18 protein-coding genes are annotated in these 19,530 nt (G+C 60.0%); 13 read left to right on the top strand and 5 right to left on the bottom strand.

What is annotated here, in order from left to right:
- Positions 1–188: 188 nt before the first annotated feature.
- Positions 189–488 (bottom strand): DUF1127 domain-containing protein, encoded by a 300-nt coding sequence (locus HYH07_RS24600; RefSeq protein WP_220004927.1) that lies wholly within the window; start codon positions 486–488, stop codon positions 189–191.
- A 170-nt stretch (positions 489–658) separates the two neighbouring features.
- On the opposite strand from HYH07_RS24600, the gene HYH07_RS24595 reads away from it, so the two are divergent.
- On the top strand, positions 659–2,206 hold the full coding sequence (locus tag HYH07_RS24595) for a winged helix-turn-helix domain-containing tetratricopeptide repeat protein (RefSeq protein WP_220004926.1): 1,548 nt from the start codon (positions 659–661) through the stop codon (positions 2,204–2,206).
- Positions 2,207–2,342: 136 nt separating this feature from the next.
- Here the strand turns inward: HYH07_RS24595 and HYH07_RS24590 are convergent, their stop codons facing one another.
- From HYH07_RS24590 to HYH07_RS24575, 4 genes are all read right to left on the bottom strand, one after another.
- Positions 2,343–3,092 (bottom strand): hypothetical protein, encoded by a 750-nt coding sequence (locus HYH07_RS24590; RefSeq protein WP_220004925.1) that lies wholly within the window; start codon positions 3,090–3,092, stop codon positions 2,343–2,345.
- Between the two features lie 74 nt (positions 3,093–3,166).
- A complete protein-coding gene (locus tag HYH07_RS24585; protein ID WP_220004924.1) occupies positions 3,167–4,144 on the bottom strand; it encodes an NADPH:quinone oxidoreductase family protein in 978 nt (325 codons plus the stop codon).
- An 840-nt stretch (positions 4,145–4,984) separates the two neighbouring features.
- Entirely contained in the window at positions 4,985–5,215 is a 231-nt protein-coding gene (locus HYH07_RS24580; RefSeq protein ID WP_228749747.1) for a hypothetical protein, read from the bottom strand.
- Positions 5,216–5,853: 638 nt separating this feature from the next.
- Positions 5,854–6,069 carry a hypothetical protein gene (locus HYH07_RS24575; protein ID WP_220004923.1) on the bottom strand — a complete coding sequence of 72 codons (216 nt, stop codon included), beginning with the start codon at positions 6,067–6,069 and terminating at the stop codon, positions 5,854–5,856.
- Between the two features lie 230 nt (positions 6,070–6,299).
- Between HYH07_RS24575 and HYH07_RS24570 the strand changes: the two genes are divergently transcribed.
- The 12 genes from HYH07_RS24570 (at position 6,300) to HYH07_RS24515 (ending at position 19,515) form a co-directional block, all read left to right on the top strand.
- Positions 6,300–7,001 carry a GntR family transcriptional regulator gene (locus tag HYH07_RS24570; RefSeq protein WP_228749746.1) on the top strand — a complete coding sequence of 234 codons (702 nt, stop codon included), beginning with the start codon at positions 6,300–6,302 and terminating at the stop codon, positions 6,999–7,001.
- Positions 7,002–7,189: 188 nt separating this feature from the next.
- Positions 7,190–8,401 carry an ABC transporter substrate-binding protein gene (locus tag HYH07_RS24565; RefSeq protein ID WP_220004921.1) on the top strand — a complete coding sequence of 404 codons (1,212 nt, stop codon included), beginning with the start codon at positions 7,190–7,192 and terminating at the stop codon, positions 8,399–8,401.
- A 70-nt stretch (positions 8,402–8,471) separates the two neighbouring features.
- On the top strand, positions 8,472–10,166 hold the full coding sequence (locus HYH07_RS24560; RefSeq protein ID WP_220004920.1) for a thiamine pyrophosphate-binding protein: 1,695 nt from the start codon (positions 8,472–8,474) through the stop codon (positions 10,164–10,166).
- Positions 10,163–10,723: a VOC family protein gene (locus HYH07_RS24555; protein WP_220004919.1), complete on the top strand. Its 561-nt coding sequence runs from the start codon at positions 10,163–10,165 to the stop codon at positions 10,721–10,723. Before HYH07_RS24560 ends, HYH07_RS24555 begins: the two co-directional genes overlap by 4 nt.
- Positions 10,720–11,520: an SDR family NAD(P)-dependent oxidoreductase gene (locus tag HYH07_RS24550; RefSeq protein WP_220004918.1), complete on the top strand. Its 801-nt coding sequence runs from the start codon at positions 10,720–10,722 to the stop codon at positions 11,518–11,520. Before HYH07_RS24555 ends, HYH07_RS24550 begins: the two co-directional genes overlap by 4 nt.
- A gap of 25 nt (positions 11,521–11,545) precedes the next feature.
- Entirely contained in the window at positions 11,546–12,334 is a 789-nt protein-coding gene (locus HYH07_RS24545) for an SDR family NAD(P)-dependent oxidoreductase (RefSeq protein WP_220004917.1), read from the top strand.
- Between the two features lie 408 nt (positions 12,335–12,742).
- The gene (locus HYH07_RS24540; protein WP_220004916.1) at positions 12,743–13,963 is read left to right on the top strand and encodes an NAD(P)/FAD-dependent oxidoreductase; all 1,221 of its coding nucleotides are present in this window, start codon (positions 12,743–12,745) and stop codon (positions 13,961–13,963) included.
- A gap of 206 nt (positions 13,964–14,169) precedes the next feature.
- A complete protein-coding gene (locus HYH07_RS24535) occupies positions 14,170–15,030 on the top strand; it encodes a helix-turn-helix domain-containing protein (RefSeq protein ID WP_220004915.1) in 861 nt (286 codons plus the stop codon).
- 16 nt (positions 15,031–15,046) lie between these two features.
- Positions 15,047–15,982, top strand: a complete 936-nt coding sequence (locus HYH07_RS24530) for a helix-turn-helix transcriptional regulator (RefSeq protein ID WP_220004914.1) — start codon at positions 15,047–15,049, stop codon at positions 15,980–15,982.
- Between the two features lie 302 nt (positions 15,983–16,284).
- Complete coding sequence (locus HYH07_RS24525) at positions 16,285–16,914, top strand: NADPH-dependent FMN reductase (RefSeq protein WP_220004913.1); 630 nt, start codon at positions 16,285–16,287, stop codon at positions 16,912–16,914.
- 48 nt (positions 16,915–16,962) lie between these two features.
- Positions 16,963–18,210: an MFS transporter gene (locus tag HYH07_RS24520; RefSeq protein ID WP_220004912.1), complete on the top strand. Its 1,248-nt coding sequence runs from the start codon at positions 16,963–16,965 to the stop codon at positions 18,208–18,210.
- 54 nt (positions 18,211–18,264) lie between these two features.
- On the top strand, positions 18,265–19,515 hold the full coding sequence (locus HYH07_RS24515) for an acyl-CoA dehydrogenase family protein (protein WP_220004911.1): 1,251 nt from the start codon (positions 18,265–18,267) through the stop codon (positions 19,513–19,515).
- Positions 19,516–19,530: the final 15 nt, after the last annotated feature.

Raw genomic sequence — 19,530 nt, 5'->3', positions numbered from 1 at the left:
CGCTGATCGGGCACCACATCGTCGCGTTTCCTTACGTGACGGAGCTGCACCTATTCGTAAAACAGGGCTGACCGCAATACTCGGCCGTCGGTCGTATCGCATCACTTGCTGAAGTCTGGTTATGGCCCTTAGCGTTTGGGAGTAGACCGGGCGCAACCGCGGTCACAGCCCGTCTATGCGAATGACCCCTAACGGAAGTCCATGGGTCGCCCAATTTGGCCATCCACGGTCGGTAGGTCTCGCGGCCAATCGCCGGATTGGATGCCTCGCGGGTCAATACCCCGGTGCGAGGCAACGTAGTCGATCTCGCCGCGCGTGGTGCCGATGTCCATTAGCTCCGTGTCACTTAGCTCGAGCAAAATGGCGCGCAACTTTTCGCGTTCGCGGCGCTCCTGAACGGCATCCCAATACTTCCAGATGAAGTTCGCGACATGCCGGATCGATCCGGATGTCTGGTCCAGCCACATTGTGCCGTGCGTCGTGCTCATTGCGGTATCTCCTGGAACCATTTTTCTTTCACCGGCGCGAGGGTGCCACGAGAACGGCGGGCACGCTTGATCGACCGCTTACATTTTCCTCACCGGCAGCTTATTCTTGCCACGTCCAGCGCGGCTAAAGCCCGATTATCGGGGAGCTCTCGTCCAAGGAGTTTCGCGTCTTGCGCTATCTCTTCGAGGAGTACGCATTCGACACTGAGCGGCGCGAGCTGCATCGCGGGGCGGACGTTGTCTCCGTCGCGCCACAGGTGTTTGATTTGCTCGAATACCTGATCCGCAACAGGGAGCGCGTCGTCACTAAAGACGACCTCATCGATGCCATTTGGAACGGGCGCAGCGTTTCGGATGCGGCACTTACGACCCGGCTCAATGTCGCCCGAAGCGCAATCGGCGATTCCGGGGAGGAACAGCGCCTGATCAAGACGTTACCGCGCAAGGGCTTCCGTTTCATCGGACCGGTGCACGAGACGCGAGAAGTTGCGGGCCCGGATCCGGGCGATGCGCCCGAGGGCGCTCTTGCGCTCCCCGACAAGCCCTCCATTGCGGTATTGCCGTTCGATAACATGAGCGGCGATCCCGAGCAGGAGTATTTTGCGGACGGAATGGTTGAGGAGATCATCACCGCGCTCTCGCGGTTCAAATCGTTGTTCGTGATCGCTCGTAATTCTAGCTTCACCTTCAAAGGCCGAGCCGTCGATATTAAGGAAGTCGGGCGCAGACTGGGCGTGCGCTACGTCCTTGAGGGGGCGGTGCGCAAGGCCTCAGGCAAAGTTCGCATCACTGGGCAGTTGGTTGATGCGGTGACAGGCGCGCACATTTGGGTGGACAGGTTCGAGCGCGACCTGACTGACATTTTCGTTCTTCAGGACGAAGTCACAGTTGCGGTCGTCTCAGCCATTCACCCGAAATTACTTCAAACAGAAATTGCGGAGGCGGCGCGGCGACGACCGAAGAACCTCACCGCGTATGATCTCTATCTTCGAGCCGCGCAACATTACTACCCAATGACCCGCGAAGGGGTGGCCGAGGCGATCAGGCTGGCTCGTCGGGCTTTGGAGCTAGATCCCCGCTTCGGCGTTGTCGCTGCTCTGGCAGGTCTCTGTCACATGAACAACGTCTTTTTTGGCTATGCTGACGATCCTCATTTCGAGCGCGAGGAAGCAATCCGGCTTTCTCGCTATGCATTGAGCGTGGACGATGATGATCCAGACGCGTTAGCAATGGCTGCCGCAACCTCTGCGTTCATGGTCAGCGATAGTGAACGTGAGATCGAAATGGTAGAGCGGGCGGTCAACCTCAATCCAAATTCACATCACGCATGGAATGGCCGAGGTTGGGTCTATATAATTGCAGTTCAGCCGGAGGAAGCGCTCCGCAGCTTTGAACGTGCTATCCGCTTGAGCCCGGTAGACCCGCTGCTATACCGGCCGTTTACTGGGATGGGAGTGGCCTTAATTGAGCTTCGGCGCTGTGACGAGGCAATCGTCGCTGGAAAGAAGGCCCTTCGTCAGAACCCCTATTCGTCGGCTTACCGCTGTCTCGCCGCCGCTTTCGCCCATCTCGGACGCGACGCAGAGGCGCGTGAGTGGGCGGCGCATGTGCTTAAAGTCGATCCCGCCTTTACAATATCTGCGTGGATCGCCCGGGGCGGGCAATCACGCTGGAAGCTGTATACCGAGGGTCTTCGCAAAGCTGGGTTGCCCGAATAAGCTTGGTGCGCGGATGCCGACGAGGTGATCGAACAGAAACCCTTGTTGCTGCGGTGCATGAGTCCGGAAATGGCTATCAAAGGTGACATCGGCATGCGTGCATGTGGATGGTCCGGCCTTCGGCAGCCGCGGCTCTCTATTTCATCCCGAGCTGCACCTGCCGATCAACGACAATCCAGATGGCGCGGCCGACTGCGAGCAAGTTCTCCTCTTCACCAAAGAGCGCAGCTTCGGCGACGAGACGGCGGCCTTCGCTACCAATTTTCCAGGATGTCACCACGCATCGTTCGCCCGGTCGCGGACGCCGATCGATACGCACAGAAAGTCGGCCGAGCAAGATCGGCAAAACAGTGAAGTTTCCTGTTTCGGGATCGAACTGGGATACATAGCCAGTCGGACAGTCCAGCGCCGACCACACGAACTCAGGCGCAACCAGCCCATCGTCGGCAGCGAGAGAGGGGGCAGGCCTCCAAGGTACAGCAAATACTCCGCTGCGGCCTTGCGGCAGCGGCCCCGCGAAAAGCCGTAGCCCGTCACCGGGCGCTCGCTCGGGCCCGCAAACGAAGCACATCGGTAGCAGATGGTCATGGGGTTTGAGTGGAGTTCGTTTCGCAGCCTCAACGGCCTCAGCATAGGTCGCGCACTCAAGGCGACTGACGTCGAGGGTCACGGCCCGGCCGATTGCTATTGCCGCGGTGCCTTGGCGCAGCTCCCACTCGCCTGTCTCGAGCTCCACAATATCAAGCTCTGTCTCCAAGGGAGGCGGAGCGCGTAGGGTTACTTCCGCGGCACCGGCGATCTGGCGCGCCAGCATCCCACACACATAGCCGCCGTTGCCGGAATTCGGCGGACCACGAAAACGGCGAGGGATTGTTAGCGTTTGCATATCAATCCACCTTTCCTGGTCACGCCTGTCATTGGGCCGCTGATGAACTCAAGTTAACATCGATCGTCGCAGGATCACTTCACCTGAAGTACAATTCTACCTGCGACCGATCGGCTTTCGATGGCACTCATCGCCTCGGCCGCTTGCTCCAAGGGCAGCACACGATCGACGTGAGGGCGCAGCTTACCTTCACTGATCCATTGCAAGATTTTGTCCGCGGCGCGTGAGCTCTCATCCGGAAAGCGGTCCGCCCAGGCGCCGGTGAACACGCCGACGACGGAATAATTCTTCAGTAGGGGAAGATTCATCGGCAGAGAGGGCACCTCTCCGCCAGCGAAGCCGATCGGCAACAGCCGCCCATTCCATCGTATGAGGCGAGCCAGTGTCTGGAACAAGGCGCCACCTACATTGTCCACGCAGACGTCGATTCCTTCACCTGCGGTCAGCACCTTGATCCGGTCACGCACATCCTCGCTGGAATAATTGATGACTGCTTCGGCGCCGTAGTCGCGGACGATCGCTGTCTTGGCGGCGGCGCCGACGGCACCGATGACGCGGGCACCGAGCAGGTGGGCAAGCTCGACACAGGCAAGACCTACGCCACCGGCCGCACCCGTCACCAAAACAGTCTCGCCCGATTCAAGGTGAGCGCGATCCACCAGCGTGTAATAGGCCGTTAGATAAATATGTAATACGGTCGAGCCCACGCCAAAATCAACGTTGTCGGGCAGGCGGCTTGTTCGGCTGGCCTTCGCAGTCATTCGTTCTGCGAAGCCGCCATACCAGTTTTCGCAGGTCACGCGGTCGCCCGGGCGAAATCGATCGACCTCGCTGCCCACCGCGACCACCACTCCGGCAGCATCCGTTCCCGGCACATAAGGAAGGGGCGGCCGCATTTGGTAGCCACCCGAGACCATCAGATAGTCCATGTAGCTCACTGATGCCGCATGCACCTCTATCAGGACTTCGTCAGGCTTGGGCTGTGGCTCCGCCGTATCGCCAACAGTTAGCGATTTGATCCCATCGAACGCCGAGCAAAGTACGGCACGCATTTTCGCCTCCAGGACAAGAGACCGACCCTTTCTATATGTCCTCTTGACCACATTGTACGTTCAAACCAACTGCGGAAGCCACTCGGCTTCTATGGAGCGGACAATGAAAAACCTTCTCACTTATACGATCGCCGCAAGCTGCCTGGTCGCCTCCGTATCGGTCGCACAGGCCCGCACAGTTTACGATGGCTCTTGGGACCTTCTCTTCGTTACGCAAAGGGGCGCGTGCGATCCGACCTACAACTTCGCAGTCAATATCACTGACGGGGTCGTCACACATCCCAACCTCGTGAGGTTCAGGGGCCATGTGGCGCGCTCGGGCGCCGTCCACGCTTCGGTGACCGTTTCGGACAAATATGCGTCCGGCTCAGGTCGACTCTCGAACAATACCGGTCGGGGAGCGTGGAGCGGCTATTCGGGAGGCGCTCGTTGTTCGGGGTATTGGTCTGCCCAGCGGAACTGACGAATGGCGGCGAAGCCGTCGGGTCGTTGGCGACACGGCTGCCGTCCGGCGCGGCGACGCGCCCCTGGTCCAGCTTTGCGGAAGCTGAAAGGAGGCTTGGGATAGACGACCCAGCGGTTTGAAGTGGCAGACCGATCTTTGGTCGTCAACCCAACGACCGTGCCTTGATCTTGGCCCGTCTTTTTGACCGATGCCGCTTTCGATACCCCGGTAACACTGCCCAAGCGACAAGGCTGAATTTGCGCGTTCTTGAGAATTGAGCTTCGCGTTACGGTAACAGATCCTAGCCATTTCAACGGCCCTGACCAGACGAATCTGGGGGGCGACGTTTAATCGCTCCTGGCGCGCCATTTAGAACATGCGATGAACCCTGAAACTTAATACGACTTTAGCACTGTGAGCGCGCCAGCATCCGCGCAGTTCTTTGCGGCGAGCAAGATCTTCCTCATCTGCTTGATAACCGGTGGTTCGAGTGCCTCGATCTTCGCTGCAATTTGCGGGTCAAGGATACCGTTGCGGCCATAGCGGCCGCGGACATCGCTGGCGTGCCCGAGAATGCAGTCGCGCGTTCGTTGTGCGATCGCTTCGTTGTCCAGCCAGTCCGCCATTAGGAGCCGGCGCCTCGCCTCATCGAAGTTTCCGGTCCTGAGGCTGACACGGAGGAGGGGGAGCCCAAAGAGCCTTGCCGCCTGTTTCCCCAACCGAATCTGCAGGAAATAGCGACCGTCGCCGGCCAAGCTACTGGAAAATCTCAGGATTTCGTATCGGTTTTGGACCTGGTTAGCGCGTCCCTCCCCCGCTACCATTTATTCCAATCTCCTTTTGCCAAGCGACTAGGCGGTTCCCTCCGTGGGCCATTCGCCGTTTGGCTCGGTGCCATCGACTGCCATTCTCGAAAGATGGGAAAGCTCCACATGCCGCTTGGCAAGTTTCCTCGATCTCTGCAGGCCGAACCAAAGGGTTGGCATCGAAGCCTGGCCCCTCAGGGCGGTTGCTCACGACATAGCGATTGAGCGCCGAAACGGACGGGTGGGCAGAGTCCGAGGAAAGCTGGGAGTAGAAGATGTAGGTTTGCTTGAAGTCATCGCGAATACCAGCCACTGCCTTGGGATTCAGCGTTCTCATGATAGAGCCGCGGCGGTTTAGATCTCGCATTTGGTTGCGCAACCGCTGCTCGATCTGCCGGTCGAGCGTGTAGTCACCTGCAAAGATTGCCTGTCCTGTGGCTCGCTTGTGACTGCGTTCGTCATCCCGCCATTTGCTCGACGAAGTTGTCGCCGTCTTCAGCTAGGCCAACAATCCAATAAAGGTTTTCCAGACAGCAGCGCGCAATAGTGCGAGCCTCTACAATCTGTTTGGCATCGAGCAAGATCAGAGCGGCCTCAGGTTCGATGCGGTCATAGCAGACAATCCCTTTGGCGTAATCTTCACTTCCGCCGTCTCGAAAACTGCGATGGCGCATTCGCTGATGTCAACGCAGTGTGATTTCCATTCGTCGATTCGCATTCGTGTCACCAGGAGATTTATGCCGGTTACATCCAAGGGCTCCTCGACGGCATCGAGTTCAAGCAGACTGCCTACGCGTTGGATCGCGATACGCGAAAGGCTTCCCGATTGGGCGCCCCATTTTCCCTAGCCGGGGTCTCTTGCTAAGATAAGCATTCGGCAGATCGGCGAAGAGGGGCGGTTCGGTTGATATCCAAGGGAAGCGATAAGACCAATTTCGAGAGCTCGATACGCGCGGTCGAGCGGGAGACGCTCAATGACCGGGTCTACCGCGAGCTACGGACGATGATCATGTCGGGCGGCTTCGTTCCTGGAGCCGAGATGAAGCTTCGGACCTTGGCGCAAAGCCTGCACGTCAGCCTCATGCCGGTTCGCGATGCCATCGGCCGCTTGGTGGTTGAGCGTGCGCTGAAGATGCTGCCCAATCACAGGGTGATCGTGCCCGAAATAACGATCGACGAATTCCTGGAGATTCGCCGCGTGCGTATTCTCTTGGAAGGCGAAGCAGCCGCACTCGCCTGCGCGCACATCGGCACTGATGGCATTGCCGAGCTCAGGCGACTCCATGAGAAGATCAAGTCGCTGGGCACGAACAAGCAGCGGCAGTTTTGGGCGCTTAATCAAGAATTCCACTTCACCATCTATGAAGCGGCCAAGAGCCCGTTGTTGCTCTCGATGATCGAGTCGCTCTGGCTTCAAATCGGGCCTGTATTCAACCAAATCCCGATGAATCTCACATCGGAAGGTGCCCGAGGGCACCACCGCATCATCACGGCCCTGAACTCCGGCGATGCCAAAGCGGCGCGGGCCGCGCTCACCGAGGATCTCATGAAGGGTGGAGATCGCGTCATCGCGACCCTCATTCAGGACAAGCAGCCCGCCGGCTGAAAGCTCTGATCTCACTTTGCAGCGAGTGCCGGCATTCATTGAATGCCGGAGCGGATGCGCGCGGCCGAGCGGCAGAGGGCAACAAATGTCGCGCCGACGGCTTGTAATCAGCTTTGTGATTTGTTATCACAAATCACAAAAAGAGCGAAGTCAGGCTTCGCCGCTGCCGATTGAGGGAACGAAAGTCCATGAGGGTTGCACCTGCTTTGTTGCTGGGCTCGGCGTTATTTTGCGCGACCGCTGCGTATGCGGACGAGGCCCCCATCAAGATCGGAGTCATGAACGACATGTCCTCGGTCTACGCCGTTGCCGGCGGGCGCGAGACCGTCGAGGCGGTGCGGATGGCCATCGAAGACACGGGCCCGGTGCTCGGCAAGAAGGTCGAGCTTGTCTTCGCCGACCATCAGAACAAGCCTGACGTGGGATCGACCATCGCGCGGCGGTGGTACGACGTAGACGGAGTGGACGCGATAGTCGACGTGCCGAATTCGGCGGTCGCCTTCGCGGTGCAATCCCTGGCCAAGGACAAGAAGAAGATCTCGCTCTTCGTCGGTGCGCTGAGCTCGGACGTCACTGGCCCGAAGTGCGACGCCTATACGACGCAATGGGCCGTCGACACTTATTCGCTCGCAAACGTGATGGGTACGGCAGTGCTCAAGCGAGGCGGCAATCGCTGGTTCTTTCTTGGCGCCGACTACGTCTTCGGTCGAGCGCTCGTTCGCGATACCAGCGCGGTGATCGAGGCGAATGGCGGCAAAGTGCTGGGTGCGGTCTATGCGCCGCTGAACACGGCGGACTTCTCGTCATTCTTGCTGCAGGCGCAGCCGACCAATCCGAATGTGATCGGGCTTGCGAATTCGTCCGACGACACGGTGAATTCGATCAAGCAGGCCGTCGAGTTCGGTCTCACGTCCAATGGGGCCACCTTCGCGGCCTATGTACTGTTTCTCGAGCATGTCCAAAGCATCACGTTGAAGGCGGCGCAGGGCCTGCTCCTGGCAAATCCGTTCTACTGGGATCTCAATGACGAAACGCGCGCGTGGTCGAAGCGGTTCGAGGAGAACATCGGCCACCCGCCGGACTGGGATCCGGCCATGGCGTACAGCGCCGTCTTCCATTACCTCAAGGCAGTGAAGGCTGCCGGCACGCGCGACGCCGACGCGGTTGCGGCGAAGATGCGCGAGATTCCCGTCAACGACTTCGCGACCAAGGACGGCAAGGTGCGCCTCGATGGACGGGTGATGCGGAACCTCTACCTGTTGCAAGTTAAGAAGCCCGCTGAATCCAAGAGCAAATGGGACATTTACAACGTGGTCACCACGGTGCCGGGAGAGCAGGCGTTTCGTCCGCTTGATCAAGGAGGCTGTCCTTTGGTGAACGCGGCCTCAGGCAAGCAATAAAACGGTCGACCCGTCTCGAAGCCTCGCGCCGTGTCTCGGGTGAGGGGACCAAGAACTTGGAATAAATGCAATGACGATGATAAGCGCCGGCCAGGCGGTCGTGGATGTCCTCAAGGCCGAGGGAGTCAAGTTCGTGTTCGGCATGCCCGGTGGTCATACCATCGGCATCTATGACGCGCTCTACGGCCAGCAGCAGATATCCCATGTCCTCGTGCGCCACGAGCAGCATGCCGCGAGCATGGCTGCCGGATACGCGCAGCTCACGGGCGAGCCGGGCGTGTGCTGCGTCACCGCCGGGCCGGGTGCGACGAACCTCGTGACAAGTGTGGCCGAGGCGTTCGTCGGCGCGTTGCCGATGATCATCATCGCCGGTCGTGGCGCGACCCGCAACGCGCACCGGGGCGCGAGCCAGGAGATTGATCAGGTCAGGATCTTCGCCGCTATCACGAAGTGGGGCGTTCGGGTCGATCGGCCGGATCTCATCGTCGAGAGCCTCCGTCAGGCATTCACGATCGCGCGTTCCGGAAAGCCGGGGCCGGTGCTGGTCGATATCCCGCAGGACGTTCTCGGCGCGCAGATCGATGTTGCCGAGTATCGCCCCGTCGGGAAGCCTGCCGCCGTCAGAGGCGACAACGAGCGCATCAAGACCGCGGCCGTCGCCCTGCTTGCCGCGCAGAGGCCGCTGATCGTTGCCGGAGGCGGCGCGATCGCGGCTGGTGCCTGGGCGGAAGTTCGACAGCTTGCCGAAACGCTCGGAAGCCCCGTGATCACCACGCTGGCCGGTCGTGGCATTCTTCCGGACGACCATCCATTAGCCGCCGGAGGCATCGGCCATCACCGTCAGGATGTGACTAAATACCTGCTTCCGAACGCGGACGTCGTCATCGGCGTCGGCGCGCGCTTTGAGCAGCAGGAGACCAACTGGAAGCCGGACTATCTGCCGGCGCCATCCGCCACATACATCCAGATCGATATCGACCCGAATGAGATCGGCCGCTCGGTGGTCGCCGCAATCGGCATCACGGGCGACGCGCGGCTGGTGCTGCAGGACTTGATCGCTGCGATCGGGCCCACCAAGTCCAACCCGGGAGCGGGGACGAAAGTGTGGCTCGATGAGCTGTCGCAACGTCGCGCGCAACTTGAGACTGAGATCGAGGTTATGGCCGGCTCCGACATGCGGCCGATCCATCCGATTCGGATTTTCGAAAATATCCGGCGGGCGTTCCCGCGCCACGCCACGGTTGCGATCGATGTCGGCGTGCTCGCGCAGGGCATGGGCGGAGCCTATCCCTATTTCAAGATCTACGAGCCGCGGGCAACGATCGTGCCGTCGAGCTTCTACGGCATGGGTTTCTCGGCCTCGGCGTTCCCTGTGGCGCGCTTGGTCTATCCGGACCGGCCGGCGGTTTGCTTTGTTGGCGACGGTTCATTCCAGATGGTGATGAACATCCTGCCGGTCGCCGCCGAGCTGAAGCTCGGCGTCACCTGGTGCATCTTCAACGATCGCGCGCTGGGCTCGATCCGCGACATCCAGATCCAGGGGTTCAACCAGCGCTTCATCGCCACCGATTTCATGCTCGATCTCGACTATGCCGGCCTCGCCAGGGCATCGGGCTGTCATGGCGAGCGCATCACCGATCCGGACGGCATCGAAGGGGCCTTGCAGCGCGCAATGACGGCCAACACTGAGGGCAAGCCGGCCGTTCTCGATTTCATAGTCGCCAAGGAGCGGCTCAAAGGCAGCACGGAGTTCTTTGCGCGATGAAACGACTTTCCTTCGGTCAACCCGTCGAAGGGATTGTTCAGGCCGCGTACACGGTCGAGAACATCGACGCCGCGATGCAGCACTACGTCGAGGCGCTCAATATCGGACCGTGGTTCGTGAGCGGGCCTTTTGTCCCCGCCAAGGGCCTCTACCGTGGCGAACCAACCGACATGAGCCTCACACTCGCCGTCGCGTTCACCGGCCACATGATGGTTGAGCTGATCGAGCAGCACGACACCAAGCCGTCCGTATATCAGGAAACCATCAAGGTCAAAGGACACGGCTTTCATCACTGGGCAATTTGCTCCAGGGATTTCGATTCGGACGTCGCGCGCTATGAAGCTGCCGGCTATCCCGTCGCCTTCTCTGACATTTCCCCGCGTGGCGTGCGGATCGTCTATGTCGATACGCGACGAGACCTGCCGGGGATGTTGGAGATTATTGAGACCACGGAGGCGCTTGAAGGAATCTATCACGGCTACTTCGCCGCGGCACAGGATTGGGACGGCAAGGATCCGATCCGGCGATGGTCTTTGAAGACGGGAACTTCGGAATGAAGTCGCAGGAGCTCTTCGACGTTGCGGGGCTGTCCGTGGCGATCACCGGCGGGGCCAAGGGCCTTGGCCGCGCCTTCGCCGAAGCCATGGTGGACAACGGTGCGCGCGTCACGCTGTTCGATCGAGATCGGGAAACGCTGAACCGAACGGTTTCCGAGTTGAGCAGGCGGGGCGATGTCGACGGCGGCGCGGTCGACGTCACCGATCGCGCCGCGATCGCATCGGCCGTCAACCAAATGGTCGACAAGCGCGGCCGGCTGGATGTGGTCTTCGCCAATGCCGGCATCGATGCGGGCCCTGGCTTCCTTTCGATGTCCGGCGAACGCGACCCGAAGGGCGCGATCGAAGCAATTCCCGACGCCCTCTGGGACCGGGTCATCGACACCAATCTGACGTCGATGTTCGCCACGATCAAGGCGGCTGTACCTCACAAGAAGCGGCAGAATGGCGGGCGCATCATTCTGACGGCGTCGATCGCGGGCGTTCGGCCGGGAGCCATCGTCGGCATGCCCTATCAAATCTCAAAGGCGGGCGTCGCGCACCTGGCCAAGCAATCGGCGCTCGAGTTGGCGCGATACAACATTCTCGTCAATGCGATCCTGCCGGGCCCGTTCCTGACCGAGCTCACGACGCCGGAGCTGCAGAAACGTTTCGAGGCGGGAAGCCCCACGCATCGCGTGGGCCGGCCCGAGGAGATCCAGGGACTTGCGCTGTTCCTGGCGTCTACTGCATCGAGCTACATCACCGGAACGCACATCGTGATCGACGGCGGCTCGCTGCTCGGCCGCGCCGATTGACGCCCCCTGTGGAGACGCAAGATCAATGAAGGCAAATGCACTGTTCGATCTGACCGGCCATGTGGTTGTGGTCACGGGGGCTGCGTCGGGAATCGGTCTGGCGACGTCGGAGGTTGTTGCAGCCAACGGGGCCCGCGTCGTCATGATCGACGTCGACGGAGATCGGCTTGTCGGGGCCGCAAACAGCGTGCGGGCTGCGGGCGCGGGCGTCGACACGGTTGTGGTCGATGTGCGCCAGGGCGGCCAGGTCACGGCCGCCATCGACGATTGTGTCGCGAAGTACGGCAGGCTGGATTGTGTGTTCGCGAACGCCGGCATCAGCGGCGGACCCGGCTTCGGCAAGCCGGACGGCGTGCTCGAAACGGCTTCCCTTGAGCTCTGGAACAACTGCCTGCGCGTCAATCTCGATGGCGCATTTCACACCATGCAAGCCGCGGCGAAGCACATGAAGCCGCGGCGAAGCGGATCGATCGTGGTGACGTCGTCCGTCGCCGCGCTTCGCGCCTCCGCAGCGCCGAGCTACGGCTACCATGCCGCCAAGGCCGGGATTGCGCAGGTCGTGCGCGTGGCGGCGCTCGAACTTGGACCACACAATGTGCGAGTGAATGCGATCGCGCCGGGGCCGTTCAAGACCAACATCGGCAACGGCCGGATGCACACGGCGGAAGGGGCGGCCTTGTTCGCGAGCACGGTGCCGCTCGGGCGGCTCGCTGAGCTCGACGAAATCAAGGGTCTCGCGCTGCTCCTGGCTTCGCCGGCCTCGAGTTACATGACCGGGACAATCATCCCGGTCGATGGCGGAACTCAGGCCTGATCGAAACAAATCATAACAAAGTGCCCGAGCTCTTCGCCAAATATATCGTGCCCTACGGACCGCCGCTTGGCCGATGGTATTTCACGTGCGACGTTTTCCATAGTTCCGCCACGCCATGCGGAAGTTGGGCCTCGTGTTTGCTGCTGCTGCGGCCCCCGCGCGGGCGTTTTGGCGATGGTTCGGCGGCCATAGCTGAGCTGCAAATGTCACCGGGCTTATGCCCTTTCGATCGGAAGCACTTAATTGGCAATTGTCTGCATCAACCGGCGGTCGAGAGGATGATCGGATTGCCTCACATCTCGCCGCTCAATTCGTTCAGGTGGAGAAAGAGTCCCTTGCCTTGCACGCATTTTTCCGGCGAGCCGCTCATGGCTAAAGTCGCGCGAGTAGGAAATAGAAGAGGGATTTATGTCCGTTGAAGAAAGAGTCGCCATCGTGGGCGCCGGCCCGGTTGGTTTGCTAAGTGCTCTCGGGCTCGCCCAGGCGGGCATCCCGGTTATCGTCATCGAGCGCGAATCGGAAATCGTCTCCTCCCCGCGCGCGATAGTTTATCACTGGTCTGTACTTGAGGGCCTCAACCGGCTTGGCTTGCTTGAAGAGGCGCTAGACGTCGGGTTCGCCAAGCAGGACTATACCTACTTGGATTTCGCGACGGGCGAGAAAATCAACTACAGCCTGGATGTTCTCAACGGACGGACACCTTTCCCTTTCAATCTCCATCTCGGCCAAAACCTACTTGCCGAAATTGCGTTGCGCCGACTCCAGCGGTTTCCGCATGCCGAGGTTCGCTGGGGTGTGACAATGCGCGATTTGATGCAAGATGGCAGCGGGGTCACTCTTTCAGTTGACGGTGCTGAGGGCCCTTCCGAACTCCGTGCCGGATGGGTTATCGGCGCCGACGGCGCGACGAGCAACGTTCGGAGGGCCTTGCATCTGGAGTTCGAGGGTATCACTTGGCCGAAACGGTTCATCGCGGCCAACGTCCGGCACGATTTTTCGAAGCACGGCTACGCGCGCACCACCTTTCTGATTCACCCGACCCATGGCGCAATCATCGTAAAGCTCGATAAAGACGATCTGTGGCGCTGCACCTACAGCGAGCCGCTCGATCTACCCGAGGAAAGAATCGCCGAGCGGATGACCGCGTACTTCGACGTCATCCTTCCGGGAGCGCGCGACATTGAGGTCGTCGCCTTTTCACCTTATCGCATGCATCAGCGGGCAGCCGAGCGGTTCCGTGTGGGCAGAGTGTTGCTGGCCGGCGACGCAGCGCATGCAACGAATCCCAGCGGCGCCTACGGGCTCACATCGGGATTGTTCGACGTATTTGCGCTCTACGAGGCGCTGGCTGCTGTCGTTCGCGGCGATGTCGACGGCGCGATCCTCGATCGCTACGCCGAGGAGCGCCGCCGCATCTTCCTCGAGGTCGTCTCGCCCGCGGCGGTCGACAACAAGCGGATCATCTTCGACACGACAGATCCGGAGCAGCACGAGGCCAATCTCATCCGTTTGCGCCGTCTGACAGATAAGGAGGTGCTGCTCGACCGGCTTATGCTGACGGTGCGAATGCGCAGCGAGACCTCAGTAGCGTCTGAAGGTCAAGTCTCTGTTCGACGCACTGAAGTGTAGATAACGCGCCTCTTCAAGGGTTAGGCTTCGAGGCAGGCGGCTCGTTTCGGCTCGTTGGCGAGCAGGTCGACGGCAGCTTGCTCCTGGGTGGCCAAACGAAGACATAGCGTGCTAAGAGCATTGTTGTTATAAGGAATTATTCTTCATCACCACGAGGCGCATATTGCGCTGCAGCGGGCCCCGTCAGACTACACGCGGAGCACGAGATGGAAGCCAAGCGCGAATTTAGAGGCTCCGATACCCACGGCGTTCTGCAGCGGTTTGGTGCGGACATCCGTGCAACGAGTGAGGGGCATGGATGGTCTTCGATCTACGCGTCGATCCAAACGGAGAATCCCTTCGAGGGGCGGTTCGAAGCGATCGCTGACGACCTCATTGTGTTGCACCGCAGCGGCCCCGTGCAGACGACCTTTGCATCCGGCGGGCACGTCACGTCGCGTTGCATTCCAAAAGGAAGCATCTTTTTTTTGCCGGCAGGGCATGCGTGCGAGGTGGGACTGCAGGGGACGCTGGATACTCTCCACATTTATCTGCGCGCAAACTTAATTCCTGTCCACAATGTTACGCCGCTGCTGGTGGAACGGGATGTGGTTATACAGCATCTGGCGCAGGCGGTTGAGCAGGCGCTTTGCGAGAATGTCTCGAATTCGGATCTCTTCATCGAGCCGATAGCGCGAGCGCTCGCGGACAGGGTCTCCGCGATCAGCAGGAGTAGCGAACCGTGGCAGGTTCAGACCGCTGGGCTGCCGGACTACGAGCTTAGGCGCCTCCAGGATTTCATAGAGGCCAATCTTGAGGGCGAGATTACCCTTGCTGCGATGGCCAGCGCGTGCGGCATCGGTACAAAGTCTTTCGTTCGAGCTTTTGCAGCAACGACCGGCAAATCACCATACCAATATGTCATCGCGGCACGTGTCGAACGGGCCAAGCGATTGATCGAGCAAGACCGGCTAGGTCTCGCTGAGATAGCACTGCGCTGTGGCTTCTCCCATCAGGAACACTTGACGCGTGCCTTCCGCAGGCTGACGGGCCAAACGCCCGGTCGGTACCGTCGCAGCGTCAACTGACAAGCAGCCAGGGCCAATGCAGAAACGCTCCGATCCACCATCGCCAGCCGCAGCGCAAAATGAGCACACCGTGCGGCCTTTCGACGGAAGCGAGGTCCATTCGGTGCTGCGACAGTCCGCCGTGAAAGGCCAGGCGTCGAGTGCGGGGCTCGGCTGGTCGACCATGTTCGCATCGGTTCAGCGGGAAGAGCCGTTCAGGGGCCGCTTCGAAGCCAATGCCAACGCCCTGCTGGTGACTGCAGCGAGTGGACCAGTCGATGTGACCTATCGGATCGATGGGCGTGTTGTATCCAGGCACTTGCAGGAGAAGGGGATCTTTTTCCTACCGCCGCGCCGCGACTGTGAGGTGACGCTAAATACGCCGTTGAATTCGATCCATGTGTACCTGCGTCCTGAACTGTTTTCTGGTTCTGAAGGTAAAGCGCAGAACTCCGATTTTGGCCTCTTGCCTTTGTTGGGTGAGCCGGAGCCGCTAACCAGCAATCTCCTGGCAGTGGTGGAAGAAATGGTGCGTGAGGGTAATACCTCGTGTTCCCTCCTGGCCGATTCGATTTCGCATGCAATAGCCAATCGCCTTGTCGTGCTCAATGCACGGCAGCGGAAAGCGCCGTGTGCCGTGGAACGCGGACTGAGTACACGTAGCGTCCGCTCGATTCGTGATTTTGTCGAAGCTAACATCGCAGATTGCATCAAGCTGGACGATTTGGCTGCGATCTGCGGCGTAAGTCCCGAGTATTTCATACGGGTGTTCAAGTCTTCGCTGGGCGTGTCTCCTCACCGCTACGTTGTGGGGGTGCGAATTCATCGTGCGAAACTGCTGCTGACGGATCCCAACATTGGCCTCGCGGAAGTCGCGAGGCTTTGCGGGTTTGCGCACCAGCAGCATTTCACGAACACATTCCGTCGGATGACCGGCTTGTCGCCAGGCGCTTATCGACGGGCAATGAATTAAGAAAACTGCACGATCTGCCTTTCCGATCTGAACGCTGGCTCGTTTCCGGTCAACGAAGCGGGCAGTTTGTGTCAGTTTCCTGCAAACCGGTCCGGTTTGTGCAGGCTTAGCCACCCGGCATGTCCTACTTTCACACTACGAAGAGGCGCCAGTCGCAATCAACGGCGCCGATGGTAGGGAGAGACGCGCATGGCATTGTTCGATGCCGGGCGAGGGTGCTCGCATATCCGAATTGGCCGGCATTCGCTTGAGGCGCCCTGGACCTCGGGTGGTCATGCTGCGCAGGAAAGTGGGCCGCTGCGATGAAGGACTGGTCTCCGCTCGTCGTCGGGATCGGCGGCACGTTGCGCGACGGATCAACCTCGGAGAGGGCGCTCCGCCTGGCTTTGACGGAAGCCGCGCGGCTCGGTGCGAAAACGCAGATCTTCGCCGGGCAATCGTTGAATCTCCCGCACTACGACGCCATTGAACGGACGGAGCATGCGACGTCGTTGGTCGAAGCGCTGCGCGCCGCAGACGGCGTCATCATTGCCACCCCAAGCTATCACGGCTCGATCTCCGGCCTGGTCAAGAACGCAATAGACTACACCGAGGATCTCCGCACCGACGCGCGCAGCTATCTTGCCGGACGCGCTGTCGGCGCCATCGTATGCGCGGGCGGAGCCCAGGCCATGGGAGCGACGCTTGGGACTCTGCGGACCATTGTCCACGCGCTGCGCGGTTGGCCGACGCCATTTTCAGCGGTGATCAACACCACGCAGAGGCCATTTTCCGCAGATGGTGCGTGCAGTGATCCGATCATAGCGCAACAGCTTGCATTCGTGGCCGAGCAGGTCGTCGAGTTCGCGAAAATGCGGCGGCTATATGAGAGCCGGCGCAATGGGCTGGCGCCTCAAGAATTATCAGAAGCCGCGCCGGCGCAATGCGCATAGAACGCGGTCGCAAACAACCAAAAAACGGGAAACACTAGGGAGGGCTCAATGAGCAAGAATCGCATCTTTAGTTATGAAAATCTCGTTGTCGTCTTGATGGGAGCCGCGTTCGGCTTCGTATTTTTCGACCGTCTGGCGCTGAATTTTCTATCTCCATTTCTGGTGCCTGAGCTCCATCTGAACAACACCCAGCTGGGTGCCCTCGCGGCTGGCCTGGCGCTGACCTGGGCAATCGCCGGCTATGCCGTCGGCACTCTTTCGGACTATTTTCAAAATCGTAAAACGCTCCTGGTCTGCGCGATCGTGATCTTCTCGTTCTGCTCGGTAGGATCCGGTCTCGCCAATTCGTTTCTGACGTTGCTTGCCGCGCGCCTCGTTATGGGATTTGCGGAAGGACCTGTCCTCCCGATCGCGCAATCGATCATGGCCGCGGAATCGTCGGAGCACCGTCGCGGCTTCAACATGGGCGTTCTGCAGAATTTCTTCAGCGCGCTCCTAAGTAATTTTGCCGCTCCTCTGGTGCTCGTCGCGATTGGGCAGATCTACGGCTGGAGAAGTGCTTTCTACATTGCGGCGGTGCCTGGCTTCGTGGTCGCGGCCCTGATTGTCGCATTTATCCGTGAACCTTCGTCGAGTGCCGCTCCGATTTCGGCTGCCTCTGCGCGCAACACGATACCGCTTTCGACGATGCTGAAACATCGCAACATCTGGGTTTGCGCGATCGTGAGCTGCCTGATGGTGTCTTGGCTCCTGATTCAGATAACGTTCCTTCCGATCTACCTGGTGCAGGTCCGCGGTCTGTCGCCCAGTGCGATGAGCGTTGCCGTGGCCGCGACCGGCATCGCTACGGCCGCGTCTTCGATCCTCGTACCGGCGCTTTCTGATCGATTTGGCCGCCGTCCGATTCTGGTCTTGTCAGGCTTCGTTGGCGTGATCGCCCCGGTGACAACCGTAATGTTCGACGGACCTTTGCCTTTGATGGTGTTGTTCATGGGCGTCGGCTATCTCGCCATTGGCGGCTTCTCGTTGTTCATGGCGACTGTGCCGTCCGAGACAATCCCGCCGACCCATGTTGCTACTGCGCTTGGCTTCATCATGGGGGTTGGCGAGCTCGCGGGCGGCTTCGCGGGCCCGGCCCTCGCCGGGATCGCTTCCGACGTGTTCGGTCCGTCCAGCTCGATGTGGATCGCCGCTACGCTTTGTATCTGTGCAGGCTTGCTTTGCCTGATGCTGGACGAAACTGCGCCGCGGGTGCTCGAGCGCCAGAAAAGAATGATTGTGAGTTCGCCGGCATAAATCCCTGTCGCCGGTTGGCTGCAACGCGCTCAACAGAAATATCAGGAGATATAAATGAACGTTCAGGCCATGCGAAAGAGCCTGCCGGCACCGGAACCTCACCTCACTCCGCAGGATCTGGTCGACCGCGCCGCCTCAATGAGAACGCTGCTGCGGGAATCGCAAGATGAAACCGATGAGCGGGGGCATTATTCGGACGAAATCCAGCAGAAGTTCATCGATGCTGGATTCTATCGGATCTTGCAGCCCAAAATGTTTGGTGGCTACGAGTTCGATTACGAAACATTTTTTCGCGTCATGGTGGAGATATCGCGCGGTCATCCGTCCGCAGGGTGGTGCTTGACGTTGGCCGCTTCTCATGCGCCGGTCATAGCCTCGCACTGGTCGGAAGCTGCACAGATCGAAATCTTCGGTTCATCCGGACATTTCGCGTCACCGCACCGGGCTGCGCCGGGGGGCACATGCCTGCCGGTCGAGGGCGGCTATATCATCAATGGTGTGTGGCCATATTCGTCGGGAATACCGCACAGCACGCACTTCCTGGGCGCAACGTTGCTTCAAACGTCGTTCCCACCACGAATGCTCCACTTCGTTGTGCCGCGGGGGCAATACACAATTCTGGGCGATTGGGGCGGAGACCGTACCTTGGGCATGCGCGGCTCCGGCTCGAACAGCGTCAAGCTGGACAATGTCTTCGTGCCCGAGCACATGACCGCGTTCTTCGACGCGCTGGGTGTGAAGCAGGATCTCTCCGATGGTACACCCGGAACGCGATTGCATGGCAACCCGATGTATCTCGGCGTTCTCATGGGTCCTTATCACGCGTCCCTGACATCTCCTATCATCGGTGCCGCGCGCGCGGCGATCGATGAATATCGCGATATCCTGTTCTCGCAAAACACGTTTGTTCCACCGTTCATCAAGCGCGCCTTCGAGACTGATTTCCAGGTCAATTATGGCCGCGCCATAGCGTTGACCGATGCAGCCGAAGGCGTGCTGCTCCAGGGCTTGCGCAAGCACATGGAGTACTGCCAGCGGTGGGCGAAGACGGGTTTGCAAGCCTCCGCGGAAGAAAACCTGCGACTGTGGGGAATGCTGCAGACCGGCGCACGTCTTGCGTGTGAAGCCATCGAACTCTTGTTCCAGACCGCCGGATCGACCGCGGCGCGGAAGGGCTCAAGGATGCTTCGATACTTTGGCGACGCCCAGATGTATCGAGGACACATGTCATCTCAATACATGACCTTCGCGAAGTACATTGGTCGCAGCAATCTCGGGCTGCCGACCGGTTTTCTGGATCTCTGAAGAAAGTCGGAGGGG

It is taken from the genome of Bradyrhizobium sp. BR 10261, from assembly GCF_019455395.1.
Taxonomy (GTDB): Bacteria; Pseudomonadota; Alphaproteobacteria; order Rhizobiales; family Xanthobacteraceae; genus Bradyrhizobium; species Bradyrhizobium manausense.
The sequence above is the reverse complement of the archived record's forward strand: the minus strand, read 5'-3'. Positions and strand labels throughout refer to the sequence as shown.

Bases quoted from the DNA above. Each gene is read 5' to 3' on its own strand.
- HYH07_RS24520 (WP_220004912.1), top strand. From the start codon at position 16,963: ATGAGCAAGAATCGCATCTTTAGTTATGAAAATCTCGTTGTCGTCTTG.
- HYH07_RS24575 (WP_220004923.1), bottom strand. From the start codon at position 6,069: ATGCGCCATCGCAGTTTTCGAGACGGCGGAAGTGAAGATTACGCCAAA.
- HYH07_RS24550 (WP_220004918.1), top strand. From the start codon at position 10,720: ATGAAGTCGCAGGAGCTCTTCGACGTTGCGGGGCTGTCCGTGGCGATC.
- HYH07_RS24525 (WP_220004913.1), top strand. From the start codon at position 16,285: ATGAAGGACTGGTCTCCGCTCGTCGTCGGGATCGGCGGCACGTTGCGC.
- HYH07_RS24580 (WP_228749747.1), bottom strand. From the start codon at position 5,215: ATGGCGGACTGGCTGGACAACGAAGCGATCGCACAACGAACGCGCGAC.
- HYH07_RS24515 (WP_220004911.1), top strand. From the start codon at position 18,265: ATGAACGTTCAGGCCATGCGAAAGAGCCTGCCGGCACCGGAACCTCAC.
- HYH07_RS24545 (WP_220004917.1), top strand. From the start codon at position 11,546: ATGAAGGCAAATGCACTGTTCGATCTGACCGGCCATGTGGTTGTGGTC.
- HYH07_RS24560 (WP_220004920.1), top strand. From the start codon at position 8,472: ATGACGATGATAAGCGCCGGCCAGGCGGTCGTGGATGTCCTCAAGGCC.
- HYH07_RS24565 (WP_220004921.1), top strand. From the start codon at position 7,190: ATGAGGGTTGCACCTGCTTTGTTGCTGGGCTCGGCGTTATTTTGCGCG.
- HYH07_RS24530 (WP_220004914.1), top strand. From the start codon at position 15,047: ATGCAGAAACGCTCCGATCCACCATCGCCAGCCGCAGCGCAAAATGAG.
- HYH07_RS24555 (WP_220004919.1), top strand. From the start codon at position 10,163: ATGAAACGACTTTCCTTCGGTCAACCCGTCGAAGGGATTGTTCAGGCC.
- HYH07_RS24600 (WP_220004927.1), bottom strand. From the start codon at position 488: ATGAGCACGACGCACGGCACAATGTGGCTGGACCAGACATCCGGATCG.
- HYH07_RS24535 (WP_220004915.1), top strand. From the start codon at position 14,170: ATGGAAGCCAAGCGCGAATTTAGAGGCTCCGATACCCACGGCGTTCTG.
- HYH07_RS24585 (WP_220004924.1), bottom strand. From the start codon at position 4,144: ATGCGTGCCGTACTTTGCTCGGCGTTCGATGGGATCAAATCGCTAACT.
- HYH07_RS24540 (WP_220004916.1), top strand. From the start codon at position 12,743: ATGTCCGTTGAAGAAAGAGTCGCCATCGTGGGCGCCGGCCCGGTTGGT.
- HYH07_RS24590 (WP_220004925.1), bottom strand. From the start codon at position 3,092: ATGCAAACGCTAACAATCCCTCGCCGTTTTCGTGGTCCGCCGAATTCC.